This window comes from Bartonella sp. AU15XJBT (assembly GCF_028618615.1).
Taxonomy (GTDB): domain Bacteria; phylum Pseudomonadota; class Alphaproteobacteria; order Rhizobiales; family Rhizobiaceae; genus Bartonella.
On the sequence record NZ_JAQITG010000001.1, the window covers coordinates 16,021 to 35,822 of the forward strand.

Annotated in this window: 11 protein-coding genes and 2 tRNA genes; 6 read left to right on the forward strand and 7 right to left on the reverse strand. The window is 37.6% G+C overall.

Features of this window, described 5'->3' with window-relative positions; genetic code table 11:
• Positions 1-514: 514 nt before the first annotated feature.
• From PVV57_RS00030 to PVV57_RS00050, 5 genes are all read left to right on the forward strand, one after another.
• Complete coding sequence (locus PVV57_RS00030; RefSeq protein WP_273717545.1) at positions 515-1,291, forward strand: trans-aconitate 2-methyltransferase; 777 nt, start codon at positions 515-517, stop codon at positions 1,289-1,291.
• Positions 1,292-1,821: 530 nt separating this feature from the next.
• Positions 1,822-3,036 carry an MFS transporter gene (locus PVV57_RS00035; RefSeq protein ID WP_273717530.1) on the forward strand — a complete coding sequence of 405 codons (1,215 nt, stop codon included), beginning with the start codon at positions 1,822-1,824 and terminating at the stop codon, positions 3,034-3,036.
• Positions 3,033-4,238: an ATP-grasp domain-containing protein gene (locus tag PVV57_RS00040; RefSeq protein WP_273717529.1), complete on the forward strand. Its 1,206-nt coding sequence runs from the start codon at positions 3,033-3,035 to the stop codon at positions 4,236-4,238. Before PVV57_RS00035 ends, PVV57_RS00040 begins: the two co-directional genes overlap by 4 nt.
• 23 nt (positions 4,239-4,261) lie before the next feature.
• Positions 4,262-4,978 carry a YqcI/YcgG family protein gene (locus PVV57_RS00045; RefSeq protein ID WP_273783192.1) on the forward strand — a complete coding sequence of 239 codons (717 nt, stop codon included), beginning with the start codon at positions 4,262-4,264 and terminating at the stop codon, positions 4,976-4,978.
• Complete coding sequence (locus PVV57_RS00050) at positions 4,971-5,315, forward strand: cupin domain-containing protein (RefSeq protein WP_273717527.1); 345 nt, start codon at positions 4,971-4,973, stop codon at positions 5,313-5,315. Before PVV57_RS00045 ends, PVV57_RS00050 begins: the two co-directional genes overlap by 8 nt.
• A gap of 509 nt (positions 5,316-5,824) precedes the next feature.
• Here the strand turns inward: PVV57_RS00050 and PVV57_RS00055 are convergent.
• The 4 genes from PVV57_RS00055 to rplU all read right to left on the reverse strand — a co-directional run bounded on the left by PVV57_RS00055 (position 5,825) and on the right by rplU (position 12,309).
• Positions 5,825-5,914: transfer RNA gene (locus PVV57_RS00055), tRNA-Ser, on the reverse strand.
• A gap of 1,704 nt (positions 5,915-7,618) precedes the next feature.
• Positions 7,619-10,153, reverse strand: a complete 2,535-nt coding sequence (ptsP, locus tag PVV57_RS00060) for a phosphoenolpyruvate--protein phosphotransferase (RefSeq protein ID WP_273717526.1) — start codon at positions 10,151-10,153, stop codon at positions 7,619-7,621.
• 1,397 nt (positions 10,154-11,550) lie between these two features.
• Positions 11,551-11,820 (reverse strand): 50S ribosomal protein L27, encoded by a 270-nt coding sequence (gene rpmA / locus PVV57_RS00065; protein ID WP_273717525.1) that lies wholly within the window; start codon positions 11,818-11,820, stop codon positions 11,551-11,553.
• Between the two features lie 12 nt (positions 11,821-11,832).
• Positions 11,833-12,309, reverse strand: coding sequence for a 50S ribosomal protein L21 (rplU, locus tag PVV57_RS00070; RefSeq protein ID WP_273717524.1), 477 nt, complete (start codon positions 12,307-12,309; stop codon positions 11,833-11,835).
• 289 nt (positions 12,310-12,598) lie between these two features.
• Between rplU and PVV57_RS00075 the strand changes: the two genes are divergently transcribed.
• A tRNA-Ser gene (locus PVV57_RS00075) sits at positions 12,599-12,688 on the forward strand.
• Between the two features lie 933 nt (positions 12,689-13,621).
• Here PVV57_RS00075 and pgi read toward each other — a convergent pair.
• The 3 genes from pgi to PVV57_RS00090 form a co-directional block, all read right to left on the reverse strand.
• The gene (gene pgi, locus PVV57_RS00080; protein ID WP_273783193.1) at positions 13,622-15,286 is read right to left on the reverse strand and encodes a glucose-6-phosphate isomerase; all 1,665 of its coding nucleotides are present in this window, start codon (positions 15,284-15,286) and stop codon (positions 13,622-13,624) included.
• A 188-nt stretch (positions 15,287-15,474) separates the two neighbouring features.
• Positions 15,475-18,612 (reverse strand): efflux RND transporter permease subunit, encoded by a 3,138-nt coding sequence (locus tag PVV57_RS00085; RefSeq protein WP_273783194.1) that lies wholly within the window; start codon positions 18,610-18,612, stop codon positions 15,475-15,477.
• Positions 18,609-19,745: an efflux RND transporter periplasmic adaptor subunit gene (locus PVV57_RS00090; protein ID WP_273717521.1), complete on the reverse strand. Its 1,137-nt coding sequence runs from the start codon at positions 19,743-19,745 to the stop codon at positions 18,609-18,611. Before PVV57_RS00090 ends, PVV57_RS00085 begins: the two co-directional genes overlap by 4 nt.
• Between the last annotated feature and the right edge of the window lie 57 nt (positions 19,746-19,802).

A 19,802-nucleotide genomic window follows, 5' to 3' on the forward strand; every position in this document is an offset into this window, starting at 1 on the left:
TTTATTAGAGCGTGATACATTTTTTATGAAAAGAAAACTCTCTAAATATCATATGGGATAAGTTTAACATACTGAAGATTAATAAATATTTCTACTTTCATTGCGCGTTACATTGGCACTATAGATATAAAATAGTGACGCTGAAATGTGTTGTTTTGGCTGTACAGTTACAAAGCGAATAGGCAATCTCATTTTTACGATAGAGTGTTTGAGAATGATCGTTTCCGCAAGCAAGTTATAAATTTAATGCTCATAAAAGGCATGCAAGAGGTAATCGCACCAGAAGTAAGACAGATTTTTAGAGGAATATATGGAATTTCCAACTGATTGCTCAAAAAACAATTTACTTTCAAAATGCATCATTTGAAGCAGAAGAGAATGTAAATATCAACTCTATAGAAAGTGTCAAAGAGCAGCTCCCATTCAATTTTCTTTTAGAATTTATTACTTGACATAATGGACAAAGGAGAGCTTCTTTATGTACAGTGCAATTCGTGAAGGGGGATCACACCATATGTTAAAAACTATTCAACCGCAAAGTGAAAAATTTGATGGACTGGCTGATGATTATGATCGTTATCGTCCACGCTACCCCTTCACCTTATTTAAAACCATGCTGCTTCCTTTTAAAGACAAAAAGCATTTGTCTATCGTGGATGTAGGGGCTGGAACGGGCATTGCATTAGAGGGAATTGTCAAACTTTTAGGAAATGAACACCACTATCATGCTATTGATGTATCAGCAGATATGATTAAACAGGGACAAAGCAAATTTCCTTTTGTGCAGTGGTATCACGGCAAAGCCGAAAGCCTCTTGCCCCAAATCGGCAAGGTTGATCTTGTTGTTGCAGCACAAGCGTTTCAGTGGATGGATCGCCCTCTGTTGCTTCGCAATGTCTCAAGTCAACTTCGCGCCGGTGGTGTCATGGCTGTCATTCAAAACAATCGTGATTTTCAAAATAGTCAATTTCTAGCCACTTATGAGACATTATTAGAGAAGATGAGCCCTAATTATTCCCGTTATTATCGCAATTTTGATTTTTTACAAGAAATGCGTGATGGTCTTGGAGAAAATCCTGAAAAGATTGCTTTACATACACACAATTGGACAATGACAATCCCATCCGAAGCTTTTATCGGCATGAGCCGCTCTTCAACGCAAGCGCAACGCGCCATTGCCAGCCATGGAGAAGAATATTTGCAGCAATTGGTTACACTCATAAAACAATACGAAGTGCAAGGAAATTTGGAACTTTTGTATCGAAGTGAACTCTACATCTATATGAAATAATCTTACATCTATGGTTATCCCCGTTACCTTTCAACGCATTATAATCTCCCCCCAACAAATGAAGTCGTCCGCCCCAAATTGATTGTATAAAGAGCCACCTAAAGCTGTACTAGCACACCTCAATCTGAAGCCATAAATAATTTCTGCCCGATAATTAAGGTTTGTTGTCCCTTCAAAATCCAAGCTTATCCAGTCAATAATCAATAACAACCCAGCAACCTTGAATTAAACAGAGACACCCCTTAAAATACCAAATATGGCTCTTAGGCGTAGCTGCGCTCATCATCGAATAAGTACCCCTTTATCGGCAAGGTGTCCCACAAAAAACGTAGCAAAAATACCAGTTGTCCTCGCTACTTAAATTTCTGAAAATGGGATATTATTACAGTAAATATCAGCGTTCAAATTTATATCATGCCCCTATCGAAAACACTTGACTTATCCCGTAATAGATGTACTAACTGTTTATGAGCGTGTGTACCAATTATAATACTGCATATTTTTAAAGATGCAGACATGGGGGGAATGATGTGCGCAAACAGCTAATGTTTCGGTTTTATGGGCTTGTTGTTCTGCTCTATCTTTCTGATATGGTGCTTTTCTTAAGTAACCTTTGGAATGCTTATCGCATAACATCCTCATCGGTTTTTCTAGGCATAACCATGGCTTTAGGGACCCTTACACCCTATCTTTTGAAAAAGAGTGGTTTTGTGCACATTAAAGCATCGTTGCGATTGATCGATTTATACACAAGACGGATCATCATCTATAGCCTCCTTTTATTGATTGCTCTTTTTCATTATGTCGACTCCCGTTTTGGTTTTATTGTGGTCTCTATCTCTATTGGTTATCTCTCTTTGATCACCTTAAGTACGCTGGAGACTTATAATACTAAACTCGCGCTTAGTGGCTATATTAGTGCTCAAAAGGCTTCTCGCATTATGCAAACAGTGGTGCAGATTGGCGCCTTTTTGGGGGCAGCATTGAGTGGTTATCTCTTAGAAGCAACCAGCCCACGAGGGGTAGCAGCTGAAGTCGGCTATAATGGTTTGATTGCAGCGATTTGTGTGTTTGACATTATCGTAAGCCTTGTGGCCGGATATGTCATCTTTCGCGATGAATATCATGCCGACAGCACTACAAACGGCTTGCCGCCTGTCACCGATAAAGAGACAATGCTTATACCGCAAGCAGATGGGCTTTCTCTAGAGCTTAAACTTTTATGCATCTGCATAGGCCTTATTGGCTTTCACATTTGCTCTTATAATACACTAGCAACTATCCTTTTTCAGAGTGTGAAAAATTTTGGCTCTGAATATTATGGGTTGTGCAGTGCTGTTGCAGGTGTGGGGGCTTTTTTAGCTGCTTTTATCAAGATCCCGCGCTTTGAATTCATTCTTCCAGCCCTTGTATTGGGTTTAGCTGATCTTATTTTTAGCACCACGCAATCGCCTTATTTGGCTGTGATTTTTTGCTTTTTTATTGGCTTTTCAATGAATACCATGCGGATTAACGCCCGCAAACATATGATTGAAGCAACCCGAACAGAAACTCAAGCAGAGCTGGTGGGAAGCTATAGCGGCATGCTTTATACTCTCTCTCAATCGGCTGGTTATGTTATCCTTGGTCTTCTTACAAGCTCTGCCCTTATGGGACCTCAAGCAGCCATTTACCTTCTCCCCCTTATAGGGCTGATAATTTTTATTTATGTTTTTTTCCTTTCATCACAGCGGGCCAAAGTATGAGTAAATCCATTCTTATTGTCGATCCTTTCTCCACGGGTGCTCTTTATAGTCCTGCTTTACAAAAATTAGGCTATGCTTGTTATGGCGTTGTCTCTCAACCAGTTCCTTTTTCACACTTTATGCTCTCTTATCAGGGTGAGGGCATGGTAGAAGCGAAACTTCATAGTGTCGATGAAATAAAACAGCGCTTTCCTGTCGGTGCGATAAAAGCCGTGGTGGCAGGCTCCGAAATAGGTATTTATTGTGCAGAACAATTGGCTGCTTATTATGGTTGTGCCGGAAATAACCCCTTGACCACTGATTGGCGGCGAAAAAAGACAGCAATGCAAAGGCGCCTTTGTGAAAATGGTTTATCCTATATTCGATCAAAAATTCTTACAAAAGGTGATTGTGCTCTCGATGATTTTGAAAGCCTCAGTGGCTATGTGGTAAAGCCAAACGATTCTGCAGGAAGCGATGGAGTTTTGTTTTTCTCTAACCGGGAAGAAGTGGCGGCGTGGATTTCTGAAATTGACTGGACGCAAAAAAATATTTTTGGCACACCTAACGAGGCTTATTTGCTCCAAGAACGATTGGAAGGAGAAGAATACATCGTAGATGCCATTGTAAAGGAAGAAGCTATAAAGATATGCGCTTTATCACGATATAAAAAGGGTATTCATAATGGAAGTGCCTTTGTTTATGAATCGCTTGACGTGCTTGATGCTCAAGATCCTCTTTATGCCGCTCTTATCTCTTATGCAAAACAGTGCATTCGCGCGGTGGGAATTGAATATGGGCCTGCACATATGGAAATCATGCACACCGCTCGTGGTCCAGTAATGATCGAAGTAGGAGCCCGCCTGCACGGAGGGATTGCGCCCACTTTGTTTGCACATTGCTATGAAAATGATTTACTTGAAAGCGCCGTTAACCTTATTGCGGGAGTGTTTTCACAAACACCAAGTCGTTTTAAGAAAAAAGGGCGTATTATCTTTCTTATCAACAAAGTTAACAATCATATCATAAAAGATGTTAATCTATGGCAGCAAAAGCTTCATTCTTGGGAAAATGTTGTTCATTTTATGCTCTTTTTTAAAGAAAATGAGCCTATCCCCCTAACCATCGATTTAAATACCTGTCCAGCTATTATAGCAATTTGGGGCGAGAGTGATGATGAATTATCGACTTTGGAGAGGATAATTCGTAGCAATTTCTTATAAAATACAACAATTGGGAGGAGTACATGGATTCAGCAGCGCAAATAATTGAAAATATCGATAAATATGAAAAATGGAAACAAGTCGTTTTTAACGAATTCGATGCAATAATGAATAACAAAATCAGGCCTTTTCCTTGCCTATTCGGGGTGAATGGATACCAAAAAGACATGCTGAGATTTGGATTCTATAAAAAGTTGACCGCAAAAAATATTATGGAAGATCTCATAAATTATTGCGACAATTATAAGAGCTTTGGAAAAAATACATCTTTTGTTGCATTCGAGGAGCCAGCCCCCATACAAAATATCGAAGTTTATAGAGAGAAATTCTGGTCTATACTTAAAGATTTGAGAATGCTTGACGACCGAGAATGGCCTAAGCATATACCTAAAAATATGGATGACCCTCTATGGGAGTTCTGTTTTCATGGCGAACCTATGTTCATAGTTTGCAATACGCCATCCCATATCAACAGAATAAGTAGAAAAAGTTCTACATTTATGTTAACTTTCCAGCCTAGATGGGTTTTCTCTGATCTACTGGATACAGAAAAAAAAGCAAAGAATGCCTTCTCCACTGTAGGAAAAAGACTTGAACCTTTTGATATTATCACAAAGTCTCCTTTTTTAGGAAAATACGGTGATCCCCAAAATAGAGAATGGATGCAATATTTTCTGCAAGATAATAATATTGAATCCCCACCTTGTACATATCACGTAATGGAGCACGATAATGACTAAATTTTCCAACATTAAATTAAATAAAAGTGTATATGATATATTAAAAATGATGCTTCCAGAGCAAGGATCAATAGAGATACAAAGAGATTTTCCAGGAAAAATACATGATTGGCATATTCACCACGTCGATGAAACTCTCTTAATTATAGAGGGAGAGTTAATTTTTTTCTATGATGAAAAGCGCATAACCTGTATACAAGGAGATATTATACATCTACCTGCCAATACAAAGCACAAATCGATTGCGGCAGACGTAGGATGCATATACGCAATTGCTACAGAAAATCTCACGATTGAAGATAGTGTAGCTGAATACTCTCCAATTTCTTCTCTCTGAAACAGAATTTTAACTTTTACTGCCGCTTTTCTCACAAAGATATGCATCTTGAGTTTATGCGGCAGACAAGGCTATTAATCTCCAATTCAAGGCCCGCGTAAAAACTTTTCAGTTTTTATCGCAAAGGTGTATTTCTCTTTACTCGCTGATATTGTCACAACGACAATTAGTATTCAAGTTATTTGGTTTTTGTTAAAAGCGGCTGCATTAGATTTTGCGTTATTATGGCATCTATTTTCTTTTTCATAATGAAAGGAACTATCATAATAAACAAGTAGTGAAAAAATAAATGGCTATATCTATAGTAAATGCCAAAGTTACACAGATAGCCTTCGATCTTATTATAACTCCTGAATTTTTAAAAAGTTACTTGGTGAAGAAAAAGCTATTCGCAATCAAAGTAATAAAAACGCTACAAAAAAGTTCGGGATAGACAAAAAAATAAGTCAAAAAAATCAAAGAGCTTAAAATTCTCTAACTTTTATATCACCCATTGATTTTACGATAAATGGCGGAGAGAGAGGGATTCGAACCCTCGATATGGTTTCCCATATACACGCGTTCCAGGCGTGCGCCTTCAACCACTCGGCCACCTCTCCAGAGGTCCGCACACTATACCCAGAAAGAAATAACGTGCAAGCTTAAATTATACATTCAAAACTCAAAAAAAATTCATTTATTAAAATGAAAGCTGATATCTGTTGAATAACAAGCACATCCTTCTTTTTTAAGAAAAAACTTTTTCCGTGGATAGTTATTGTACAATACAAGAATGGGAATAAAAAGCTTATCACAAATCATAAATATTCATGCTTACTTATGCACCTTCTGTTTTATGAAAAAATACTGCTCTTAAAATTGGCATATGATCTATGCTTTCTTTACAATGAAGTCATTAAACATCTCTCGTCTATCAATATTGATTGCCGCAATAATAAATAAAATAACAGCGATATGAACTTCTTATATTTCTAAGCTTCATCTAGATAATAAATTTCATTCAATAAAAATCAGTTTCAACCTTCTTTCCCCTCTCAAGAATGAGGATTCTTAACCACGACAAATCTGTTTTTAAATTGCTTTCTCTTAAAATGAAATCTATCTACTCATCACTTTTATGTTTCACTTCATAGACAAAGTTTTAACTTATAAGGACAACTTATTGTTTTTACCTAATGAGATCCTCAAATAGCGTAAAACTTTCTCTTCACACTCCCTTTCATATTGAATGAATTAAAATCACTTTCTTGTACGTCATAAGCGGGGATAATATATGGAAAAAAACATTTAAGAGAGAATAAATGTCTCTTGTGAATTTTCTCAAATAAAAAGAACTGTCACAACATGGGAGCCGGAAAATAGAGTGATGGTGCAACTTGCTCCTTCATAAGTGTAAAGAGAGGGGCTTTATGGATTTACCGTTACACCATCCACCAGCGCACACGCGAAATGGGTTTGGGTGTACGAATGTTTGTGAATGAGCAATCCAATGGCGTTTCGTTTTACATAAAAGACGTGCCCCTATTAAAGAACATGAAAACAAAAGTGTAAGGCAAAGCTTAATCTCCATTATTTTAAAAGATATTGCTTTGGACATATTTGAAAGTCGTAAAGACGAATTAAAAGGTGATGGTAGGGATATTAGTTTGCATCTTTAGTCTTCATATCCCCCAAAATTAGATTATCTGCCCATTTCAGAGATTACACCAACAGAGATAAGCAATATACTCTCCCCCATTTGGTATGCAAAAGCCAACAACAGAAGAGAAAGCATTGAATCGACTTAAAAAATTTTGCTGCTTTGGGATTAAATGTTGATTTACAGGCAAAAAACAAAACATTCTAAATAAAATACTATTGTCTTGCTCATCCAGGCATTTGTTTTAAAAAACATTTCTCAATTCTTGTCACATTCATCCCATAACAATCATAACGCTCATAACGGTATTTATGAATAATATAAAATCTATTGGATAGCACTATCACGCTATTTACCCACTCCAATTGTTGCCACAACTTTTGTTATTTGAGAAAATCTATAAGAGGTATTTATTCTTTACTAAAGTGTTTTTATCCACACGTTAATTCCACTTATAAAGTATAAGAGAATTTTTTATGAATTTAAGATAAAGAAAATTTAAAATAAAAAAATCTTATGTTATTTGAGGATCTCGTCATGTAAAACGATAATTTACCACTATAAATTAATATGTTGCCTATAATCGTTCTAAAAGGCAATGGTCTACAGTACTAAAGATCTAATGACTTTGCACAATGAGCGCGTTCTTTCCTCTTAACGTTCTTTACCAGCGGATATCCTTGCTTAAAGCGCGTACAGCCCGTGCAGTTTCACATTGTAGTGCTTTTTGTGCTAAAATTTTCATATCTTCAAAACTATGAGTCTGCAAACACGCCTTTACTGGAGAAATATCGCAAGATATCATAGAAAGCTCATTAATTCCCAATCCAGCCAAAATCATCGCACCAAAAGGATCTCCGGCCATACCACCGCATACACTAACCCAACACTTATGTTGTGCTGCTCCCTGAATAGTCTGATAAATCATACGCAAAACTGCTGGATCAAGGCTATCCGCTTCAGACACAAGGTACGGATTTTGCCGATCAACAGCCATTGTATACTGTGTTAAATCGTTGGTTCCAATTGAGAAAAAATCAACATGGGCGCTCAATACATCTGCCATAATGGCTGCTGCTGGAACTTCGATCATAATACCAAGTTTTAATTTTGGTGCATCAATATCATTGCGGATTTCTTCTGCAATCTTTTTTATGGTAACAATCTCTGAAACAGACATCACCATCGGAAACACAATCCATAGATCTCCGCCCTCTTTTGCTGCTCGATATAAAGCACGTAACTGAGGAACCAGAAGATCACGCCGACGTAACAAAAGCCGCGTTCCTCGAACACCTAAAAAAGGATTATCTTCTTTAGATAAATGTAAATGCGTAACCTGTTTATCCCCACCAATATCAAGCGCACGAATAATTAATGGCTTATCGCCTACAGCTGCAATCATCGCACGGTACACATCAAATTGTGCTTCTTCATCTGGAATATGTGGATTCTCTAAAAATAAAAATTCTGTGCGCATGAGTCCGACACCTTCAGCCCCCAAATCTAGCGCAACAGGAACCTGATTTGCATAATTGACATTAGCCATGATACGAATTCTTTGACCATCTGTCGTTTGTACTGGTAATCTACACGTACTTATCTCACTGACACGTTTTTGCGCAACAGTATCAATATGCCTTTGAGCATCTTCAACATCTTCAAGCGTAGGATCAAGGTAAATGAACCCGTTATCGCCATCAATAATAGCCTGAATATCAGGCTGAACCGCTAAAATATCATCACCTGCAGCAACAACCATCGGAATATCAAGAGTACGCGCCAAAATAGCTGTATGAGAGAGTAGACCTCCCCATGCTGTCGCTAATCCTTTTACTTTTGTACAATCAAGTTGTGCAACATCAGAAGGAGAAAGATCATTTGTAACCAGAATAACACCACTTGGAATATCATTCAAAAAGAATGATCTATAGGATGGATTTATTTCACCCAAAACACGACGACCAACATCAACTAAATTAACAGCACGTGCTGCTAACAAAGGATTGTCCACCTTAGAAAACATATCTGAAAATTGCCGAACCGCTCTATCCCAAGACCAAGCGACACCATGACCTTCTGCTATAAAACGACAAGCTTGAGCTATGAGATTCTCATCTTCAAGCAAAACCATTTGCGCAGAAAAAATTGCAGCAGAATCCGCTCCCATACGCACTGTAATATCAGAAATCGCAGATGCCATTTTATGTTTTGTTTTTGTAAGAGCATTTTCAAGACATGCTGCACCAACTGAAAAATCAATTGGCTGGTCTATTATGGAAACATCATTTTGCCTTAAAACAAAAATCTTACCAAAGGCTAACCCTGAACTTGCCCCAACACCAGAAATGCCTTTTTGCATGAAGCGTGGATACCAACCATGAAAAGTCTTTGCTTGAGATTCCATTTCTCTCACCACGCATTTTTCACTAATACTCACTTTTTTTACAATAGCAATGGCATCATTGAGAAGTTTTGCTCCCTCTTCAGCATCTGTAGAAAAAATCAGAACATCACCGTTTTTTGCTCCTAATTGCAATAAACCAACTAAATTTTTCATTTCAACGGCACATTGACCATGGCGAACTCTGATAGAATTTTGAATCTTTTTCGCAAAATCAACCCAAAGAGAAGCTGGTCGTGCATGAAGACCACTCGGATAATCTAAAGTCCATTCCTGACACACCGAAAGATCACCAATAAAAGTTTTTTCTTTCTTTATATCTTGATCAAACAGAGTTGTAACAATTTGCTGTTTATCCGTGGTTGTTGTAAGTACTTCAAGTTGTTTTTTATCAAATAAAAGAGACGTCAATTTTTTGCAAATTTCTCTATAGCGATCTGGACACGCTGCAATGGCAATAACCAAATGTGCTTTCTTTCCCTCCTGCCATTCAACACCAGCAGGAACCTGTATAACAGCAACAGCGTCCTTGATGATTAAATCACAATTTTCAACCAAGCCATGAGGAATGGCTATACCATTCCCAAGCCAAGTATTCGTTATTTCTTCACGTGCAAGCATGCTTGCCAAATAACATTTGTCAACTGCGCCAACCTGTACAAGCAATTCAGCAGCAGCATAAATCGCATCATTTTTATGATTAAAAGCAGCAGCAAGTTGTACAGATTTGATAGACAAGATTTCACTCTCGGTAAAATCTACATTCATTGCTTCTGCTTCCTCACATCTCATCATGAATTCAAACTGCCTCACATTTGAATACAAAATCTCTGATAAATTTCATTTCAAAGCCACATTTTCAAAAATACAAGATGTACACAACACTACGACTTTTTGTTTTACGCAATAGAACTGAGTGAGGTGCTTAAATACCTCAATATAATCGATAAAACAATTGGATATTATAACCCCGCGGGTTGCTTAAAACCATCATAAGCAAATCTGACTCTTAAACTCTTACTTTACAAAGACAAAACCTCGATTTTTACAGCCCCAATCACCTGAAAAACTATGTTTTAAAAACGCTCTCTCTATCCTAAATTATTGAACATAGCTTGTCATTATTCTCCCTATAAGAAAGCATCCTCCTCAATCATCTGTAACTTCAGTTAACATTTCTAACTCTTCCTCCAAGTTGGTTTAACCTACCGCCCCTCTTATAAATTTATTACACCATTTAAAATTGCTCCATGCAACTTACTATCTTTAAAATTCTGTGCAGCTCATCCTATGATACTAACCTCTCAATCATATAGCATTGATATATTTTAAGCTAATCCTTTGCTGCAATCAATATCGCAAACACACAATGCCCTCTGTCGCACATTTGCAAATGTACGCCCCATAAACACCATCATCAACCACTAAACTTTAAAAAAATTCTATAAATAATCTTACTTTCTAGACATTTCGTCAAATGAGATAAATAAAGCACAAAAACGAAAAGCAATTATTTCCTTAACTTTAAACCCTTATGCTGGTTGATTTTCAATAATGTACAATAAATAGTGAAATCCGGAAAAATACTCTTGAAGATAGCTGATTGCACATTGGTTACTTTTATATCTTAAGTCTTCCTTAAAAATATCATTTCAGCCTCGATTGACTGAAATGTTTCAATACATATTCCCTTAAAGCAGCTTTAATTATTCAGCTTTATGGATTTTTTATTCCTTTTTTTAAAGAATGTCCTCATCTGCCCCCATCCCCAGCACACATGCTGATAAAAAGATTCCTCTTTATCAAAATGATCACATAAATAATGCTTTCATTAAATTTTTCATAATTTACCGAAAACAAATTGCTTCTCTTATCAAGAAATTACTAAACACTTCTTCATGCATAAAAAGAAAGTAAACTCTCCTCACTATTATCATACACAAATTTATCAATAAATTCCCTCATAACAACAATACCTAAATACTAACATAACACCGCACAAATATCTTCCCTCATTGAGAAAAGTCATTTCCCCCAATTCTACCTTTTTCGTTTTCCGTATACCTTCTAGATTTGTTATAGTACTAACGCAAAAAGGGAAAGATAACATTCTATCTTTCCCTTTTAACGCTTAAAAACTACAAGTGCAATTCAATGAAATTCCAGTTAATTGCTAGAGAAAATGCTACAGATTACTCTGCTGCCTCCACCATAGGAATAACTGAAACATAAGAACGGTTACCCGCTTTCCGTTGAAAAGAAACCTTTCCTTCTGATAAAGCAAAAAGCGTATGGTCTTTTCCCATGCCGACATTGTTACCAGGATGCCAACGTGTACCACGCTGACGGATGATAATATTTCCAGCAATAACGCTTTCACCACCAAATTTTTTAACGCCTAGACGTTTCGATTCTGAATCGCGACCATTCCGCGAGGAACCACCAGCTTTTTTATGTGCCATAGACGCTCTCCTTTAATCTTTCTTACTCTTTGATGCTACAGCCGCTTTCTTCTGCGATGCAGTCTTTTTTTCAGCCGTTTTTTCAGCCTTCTTCTCAACAGCAGCATCTTTTGTTTCTTTTGCTGCCGTTGCCTCCTCTTTTATGGGTTTCGCAGCTGCTTTTTTAGGCTTTGAACCACCCATTAAAATTTCTAAAACACGCAGTGTTGTAAATTCTTGCCGATGACCACGCGTACGCTTAGAATTCTGACGACGACGCTTCTTAAATGCGATAACCTTGCGCCCGCGTGCTTGTTCTAAAATTTCAGCCGTTACCCGTGCATCAGCAACAACAGGTGTCCCAATAACCGCATTACCTTCTTGCCCAACCATCAATACGTCATTGAATTCAACAACATCACCCGCATTTCCACTAACTTTTTCAACTTTTACCACTTGGTTAGCAACAATGCGGTATTGCTTACCACCGGCTTTAATGACTGCGAACATTTTTTATCCTTCCGTTCATTCCAGCTCTTATTTAACTTTTACCTTGAAATAAAGGAAAATAGGCTGCTTTTTATCAGTCGTAATCAATTTTAAAGAAGGATAAAACCTTCCTCAACACAAATACGCGCAGATTCCTCCACGCTCATATTTTTGCATATATGAAGGAATTTCTATTCTCTGTCAATAAAGTCCTATAAAAAAGAAAAAAAGGTTGTACCAAAAACAATTGAAGGTTATCTACCCATTAGAGACTATACTCAAGTAGTGCGAATTTTTTCGCACTTCATATGGAGAGGTGGCTGAGTGGTTGAAAGCACCGCACTCGAAATGCGGCATAGGGGTAACTCTATCGAGGGTTCAAATCCCTCTCTCTCCGCCATTAACTTAAAACGAACTTTCATATGCTCAGTATAGTATAACTTAAAACCCAGCATTTGCACGATTTTTATTATTTGCAATTGACCAGTTCGCGCTAATCTATGCCTGTCATTATGTATCTCTAGAAATCAGTATTGGATTTCTACGAGTTTTATAATTTCCAAACTTTTCCTCTCCCGATCTTTAGATTACCTCATCTGACATAAAATATCTCTTCAAATATTATTGAAAGATTTTTGCCAATCACCAACCTTTGATAGAGTTTTAGAAACAATGGTGATCATAGCGCTATTTGCAATTCTGTTGATAAAAAACTAAATGTGTTTTATCCGCATTAGAGTTTTTTATATTAACAAACACTTAAGCTTTTCTCATGCAATGTGCTCATTTAGAACTAATGTTATACGTATTTGTTCAAAATTTTTATCTCTTATGATATTATAAAAACTCTCAGCAAGCAGATCTTCTAAATTTAGTCTAACCATAACAAGATTGGGCGCTAATTTTCGAGCAACATGAGACAAAGCCAACTGCACTGCTAAAGTTCCAATAGCCTCTCAATCAGATTCTGGATAAGATTTTTAAAATTTCCCGTCCAATCTTCTCTTAATGATACCTCATAATCGCTTTACGCCCCAAAGTGATGACTCAACTATAATTTTGGAGCATGCCTCTCTAGAGATAGAAGATCTTTTCATAGGATACCAATCCCTTCTGATAGCACAGTATTTAAATTCTTTTTTCACATAGATAGTCGTTACATAAACATTGTACGGGACCTATAAAATCTGTTTTTTGCTCTTTTTTTGTTTTTCTATTGCCAAAATCCAATTCAAAAAATAAGGGAGCGCAGAGTAAAATAGAGAATTGTCTCATTTTTTTCTCTCGTTCTACCTTTGCTTAAGTTCGTACAGAATTTATTATCAAATTATATTTATTTTGCACGTCTTGCCTGAATATGGGCGAGCAATCCTAGTGTTGAACTATCGCGATTATCCGCTTTACTTTCTCCACGAAGAATGGGGAGTAACTCATTTGCTAATTCTTTACCAAGTTCAACACCCCATTGATCAAATGAATTAATATTCATTAAAATACCTTCAACAAAAATACGATGTTCATAAAGCGCAATGAGACGACCAAGTGCAAAAGGCGTTAATAAATCTTGAACCAGCGTAATACTGGGACGATTTCCTTTAAAACTTCTATGAAGTGCTAAGTGATCTGCTTCACATGCATCAACGCCATTTTTTATCAAGATATGCCGAGCATCTTCAATACTACGCCCTTTCATCAAGGCTTTTGATTGCGCTAAACAGTTTGCTAGCAACATCTCATACATAGAATGTAAATTTTTCTCATGCCCTTTTATAAATAAAATGAATTCTACAGGAATAACATCTGTTCCTTGATGTAAAAGCTGAAAAAAAGCATGTTGACTATTTGTGCCTGAATCACCCCAAACGATTGGACCACTTGAAAAATTTAATGGTTTTCCATCCAGCGAGACTTGCTTCCCATTTGATTCCATATCAAGCTGTTGTAAATAAGCTGGAAAATGTATTAAGCGCTGTGCATAGGGAATGATAGAGCGTGTTGAATAACCACAAATAACACGATGCCAGAACCCTAAAAGAGCAAATCGAATAGGAATATTTTTATGCAAAGGCATGGTTTTAAAATGTTGGTCCATTTGCAAAGCGCCATTGAGAAATTGGCGAAAATTTTGCCCCCCTATTGCAAACATAACAACAAGTCCAATGGCTGACCAAATTGAATAACGTCCTCCAACCCAATTCCAAAATTTAAAAACTCTGGTCGAATCTATGCCAAATTCTGCTACTTTATCAAGCGCACTCGAAACAGCAACAAAATGCGTGTGAATAGCTTCTTCTCCTAAATGTGAACAAATCCACTGACGTGCAACTTGAGCATTTACCATTGTTTCAGCCGTTGTAAAAGTTTTAGAAGCAATGACAAAAAGGGTTGTTGCTGGATTCAAAATAGAGAGAGTATCAGAAATATGGGCACTGTCAGCGTTAGAAACAAAATGACAACGTGGACCATCATGATAAGGTTTTAAAGCATATGTGACCATTGCAGGACCAAGATCAGAGCCACCAATACCAATATTGACAATATCACTTATTCTCTTTCCACTGCTTCCCTTATAGCGGCCATCACGTACCTTTTCAGAAAATCTTTCCATATCTTCAAGGACATCTTGAATATCGGGAATAAGGTCATGACCATCCAACATGAAAATTTCATCAGCAGGTAAACGTAATGCAATATGAAGAACGGAACGTTTTTCAGTTGTATTAATGGCTTGCCCCGAAAACATCGCATCACGCCGGCCTAACACATCTGCTGCGACAGCTAAATCGTCTAAAAGTTGTAATGTTTTAAATGTTACACCACATTTTGAAAAATCGAAAAGAAGATCATCAAATCTGAGAGAAAAATGGGAAAAACGCTGGTTATCCTCTAAAAAATGCTGACGAATATCAGAGACCCCATCCTTTGCAGCATGGTTTTTTAAAGCTCTTAATGCAGCTTCAAAAGCCTTTTCATTTCGAATCGAAAAGCTATTTCCCATAAGCTTATCCTATACGGTTATTGATAATGAAATCTATGCCCAAACATAACAAAGTAGAAAACGTCTCCTTAATTGCTCTCTCTTTTCACTGCTCACATAAAAAATGAAGGAATATAAAAGTGAAAAAATAAGATCAGAAAAAGATATTTTTACAAGGATAAACTTTCAAATCTTCTCTACTCGATACATCATTTAACTTGATTGAGTTCTTTTGTTAAGCGCAAATCTTCTTCTGCTTTTGGTCTTATAAAACGCCCCAAAAAAAGATAAACAACCGGTGTAACATAAAGCGTAAAAATAGTTGCTAAACCTAAACCACCAACGATAACCCAACCTAAAGCTATACGCGCTTCTGCACCGGCACCTTTGGCTAAAACCAAAGGGATACCCCCTAAAATAGCACAAATCATTGTCATACAAACTGGACGAAGGCGAATATTTGCTGCTTCTTCTACAGCTTCACGCACACTTCTTCCCTGATCACGCAATTGATCTGCAAATTCAACAATCAGAATACCATTTTTTGCCATAACGCCAATTAACAGAATTAAACCAATTTGACTGTAAATATTAAGAGTCACACCACTTAAGAGCATAGCAATTACAGCACAACCAATCCCTAATGGAACAGTAGCCATGATAATGAATCCTGAAAGAAAGCTTTCAAACTGGGCCGCTAAAACCAATAAAATAATCACAAAGGCAATGCCAAAAACAATCATAAAACTGGAAGATGTTTCATTAAGTGTTTCAGCTTCCCCTAAAGGAACAACGTAGGTTCCTTTCGATAACAAAGGAGATGCAGTTTTCTGTACAGTTTGGTAAGCATCCCCTAAAGTGATACCTGGAGCAAGATTTGCGCTTAAAATGACAGCGCTCATGCGCTTTTCCCGTTTTAATTGGGGAGCGATAGCTTTTTCATGTAAACGCGCAATAACTGATAAAGGAACATATCGATTGTCTTTGGTCTTTAAAAAAATATTTTCTAAATCACTAGGACTCTTCATGGAATTTTTACGCGATATCAATTTAACATCGTAAGAATGATCATCCACGTTAATGGAACCAACCTTTTTACCATCCAACATTGCTTGTAATGTATCGCCCAAGTTGGTGATATCAATCCCTAAATCGGAGGCTTTTTTTCGATTGATTTCAATAAAAAATTGCGGTTGTGTGGCATCAACAGTAAGACGTGGGCGAATAAAACGCGGATCAGCTTGTAAAGCACGCACTAACTTATCAGCTATGGGTTGTAATGTTGCATAATCATTGCCAAGAATGGCAAATTGTAACCCTTGCCCCGTTCCTCTCACACCTAGAGAATTTCCCTGTGCAGCAAACACAAAAACTGCCGGAAACTGACTAACCTTTGCATTAACATCTTTCACGATTTCTTGCTGACTGCGTAAACGTTTATCCCAAGATGAAAGCAATAAAACCAAAAAAGCAGTATTGGGTGAACCGCCAATACCCGCGATAGAGTAACTATTAGCAATCTCACCTGCAGCACGTAATGGCTGTAGACTCTCTTCAATTTGTTCTACCTGCTCGTTCAAATATTGTGTTGAAATACCTTGTGGTCCATTAATGACTAAAAAAATAAGGGCTCTATCTTCTTCTGGCGTTAATTCTTGTTGCAACTTCGTATAGCCTCCAACACAAAGAGCTGCAAAAACAAGTGAAGCAAAAATAACAGCCCAAGGCTTTCCTAAACACTTATGCAAACTGTAAGTATATGCCTTATGAAACAAAGAACCCAATTTATATAAAAACGTAAAATGATGATGGGCTTTTTCCTCTTCCTCCTCAATAGGTTCTTTGAGAAAACGTGAAGCCAACATAGGACAAAGCGTTAAGGCAACGATTGAAGAAAGCAAAATAGAAATTGCCAAAACAAAACCAAATTCTCTAAAAAGTCCTCCAACTTGTCCAGGAAGAAAGGAAATAGGGACAAACACAGCCACTAAAGTCAATGTTGTTGCGACAACAGCAAAAAAGACTTCACGGGTTCCTAACACCGCTGCGGCCCTAGGACCTATCCCCATATTGCGCCATCGAACAATATTTTCCAGAACAACAATAGCATCATCCACAACAAGCCCTGTTGCCAAAACAAGTCCTAAAAATGTGAGAATATTCAATGAAAACCCTACAAGATAAATCGCTGCAATGGTACCAATCAAAGCGACTGGAAGAGATACGGCAGGTATCAGCGTTACACGAATGTCTCTGAGAAAAAGAAAAATAACCAAGATAACGCTCAAAATAGCAATGACCAACGCAACCTCAACCTCATGAAGGGCGCTTTTAATAAAAATTGCATCGTCACTAATAACGTCTATATGTACAGAAGAAGGAACGATACTTTTGAGATTATCAACAACGGCTCTCACGCCTGCAGAAATATTAAGGGTGTTGGATTGTGCTTTACGCACAATACCTAATCCAATCCCTGTCTTTCCGTTGATACGAAGAATAACCGTTTCTAAATCAGGTGATAAAGTAACGTGTGAAACATCACCAAGATGCACATGAGGCTTTAAAACAACTTGTTCAAAAGATTCTGGTGTTGTTAAACGTGCAGTAGCACGGACAACTAAAGTTTGCTTAGAATTGCGTAACGATCCTACTGGCACATCCGTTGTCATATCAGCAAGAACACGTGAAATATCTGCGACAGTTAATCCATAACTTGCAAGTTTTGCTTGATCTATATCAATCTGAAAAATCTTTGTGCGAGCACTATCGACCTGTACATCACCAACACCATCAACAGCAGAAATTGCATCAACAATCTGATCGTCTACAACTGTTGTTAAATCATCAATACTCATTGTTGGTGATGTTACAACCAAATACATCATGGCAGCAGCATTCGAATCTGCTTTAATAATCAAAGGTGAATCTGCATTTTTGGGTAAAGAATAAGCAATGCGAGACAGAGCATCACGGAGATCAGATGCCGCTACATTCAAATCAACACCGACATTAAAATTAATCTGCACACGGGAGCGTCCAAAAGAAGATGTTGAAGAAATCGTCTTAACACCTGAAACACGAGAAACAGCATCTTCTATAACTTTTGTCACTTCACGATCAATTGTTTCCGCTGATGCACCAGAAAACATCGTCACAATTGTTGTGACTGGCGTATCAACATCGGGTAACTCTCTTACATCAACATTTAACCATGCTGCAAATCCTGCAATGATGATCATGGCATTTAAAACAAAAGTAAAAACCGGTCTGCGAATAAATAAGGCAATGAGACCACCTTGCTCCGCCTGTGACATTGGCTGCTTTGTGCTCAATTCTTGGCTCATTGTATATCCGTTCCATAAACTGCTGATAATTGCTGTTGATGGGACTTTGGGTCATCAATAATTACTTTACTTCCTGGGTAAAGCATTTGCACTCCTTGAATAACAACTTGATCACCATTTTCTAGAGGGGCTTTTACGAAAACCTGATCTGCTTTATGCTGAATAATCGATACGGGAATAGACTCTACTTTTCCTTCTCTCACACGCCAAACGAATGACCCTTTACTGTTCCATTGAATCGCAAGAGGATTAACGACAGGGAAAGAACCACCATGGAATTGCAAGGCAACAGAAAAGGACATACCAGACATGAGCATATCTTTTTCATTATTGATTTCAACCTGAGCATGAAGTGTGCGACTTTCTGGATCAACGACATTATCAATCGCATAAATATGACCAACAAAAGATTTATCTGGCTGCGCGGTTAATGTTGCCGTTACCTCATCTCCCTTATGGATACGCGACACATAGCGTTCAGGAACCCATATATCGACCAAAATACGTTCTCTATTCTCAATACGGCCTATTACTGTATTAAGGGTCACGTTATTCCCTACATCAACGGGTAAAATACCAACAACTCCAGGAATCGGTGTACGAATTGTTCGCCGATCGAGGTCTACCTCAGCGTTCCGCAAAACCAAATTTGCGTTATCCAACTCTAAACGTGCTGTAATTTCTTGAACTTCCGTTGCTGTATTGCTGGCTCGTAATTTAAGAATCCGCGAAAGCGTTAATGCGCTATTATCACGTTGTACTTTTGCTTTTGCGGCTGCTATTTCCTCCTTTTTAGAATCAAGCTTTGCAATCACATCCCCCACTTGTACTTTTGTACCAGCAGACACAAAAAGCTTATCAATAACACCTGGTGATAAAGGGGTTAAATCTACTTCAGCAAGTGCTTTTCCACTCCCAAGAACGTTAAGGTGTTCATAAAGATCTTGAATCTTCACACGGTCAACGACAACTTTTGTCGGATATCTTCCTATTTTTCCCTTTGAAGCTTTCGATATACTTGTTTTATCCACCATAGAAATGGGTTGTTTTGCACTCTGTTTTCCAGCCCAATAAGTAACCGTTAAAATGACAATTAAAAACACCAATGGAAAGATCTTTTTTAATAACGCCATACACCCACCTCTGCTGTGTCATGTTTATCTGAAATAGTTTTCAACAGTAATATCGGC

Excerpts from the sequence above, each read along its gene's own strand:
- PVV57_RS00030 (WP_273717545.1), top strand. The coding sequence starts at position 515 with ATGTTAAAAACTATTCAACCGCAAAGTGAAAAATTTGATGGACTGGCT.
- PVV57_RS00040 (WP_273717529.1), top strand. The coding sequence starts at position 3,033 with ATGAGTAAATCCATTCTTATTGTCGATCCTTTCTCCACGGGTGCTCTT.
- PVV57_RS00045 (WP_273783192.1), top strand. The coding sequence starts at position 4,262 with ATGGATTCAGCAGCGCAAATAATTGAAAATATCGATAAATATGAAAAA.
- PVV57_RS00050 (WP_273717527.1), top strand. The coding sequence starts at position 4,971 with ATGACTAAATTTTCCAACATTAAATTAAATAAAAGTGTATATGATATA.
- ptsP (WP_273717526.1), bottom strand. The coding sequence starts at position 10,153 with ATGATGAGATGTGAGGAAGCAGAAGCAATGAATGTAGATTTTACCGAG.
- rpmA (WP_273717525.1), bottom strand. The coding sequence starts at position 11,820 with ATGGCACATAAAAAAGCTGGTGGTTCCTCGCGGAATGGTCGCGATTCA.
- rplU (WP_273717524.1), bottom strand. The coding sequence starts at position 12,309 with ATGTTCGCAGTCATTAAAGCCGGTGGTAAGCAATACCGCATTGTTGCT.
- pgi (WP_273783193.1), bottom strand. The coding sequence starts at position 15,286 with ATGGGAAATAGCTTTTCGATTCGAAATGAAAAGGCTTTTGAAGCTGCA.
- PVV57_RS00085 (WP_273783194.1), bottom strand. The coding sequence starts at position 18,612 with ATGAGCCAAGAATTGAGCACAAAGCAGCCAATGTCACAGGCGGAGCAA.
- PVV57_RS00090 (WP_273717521.1), bottom strand. The coding sequence starts at position 19,745 with ATGGCGTTATTAAAAAAGATCTTTCCATTGGTGTTTTTAATTGTCATT.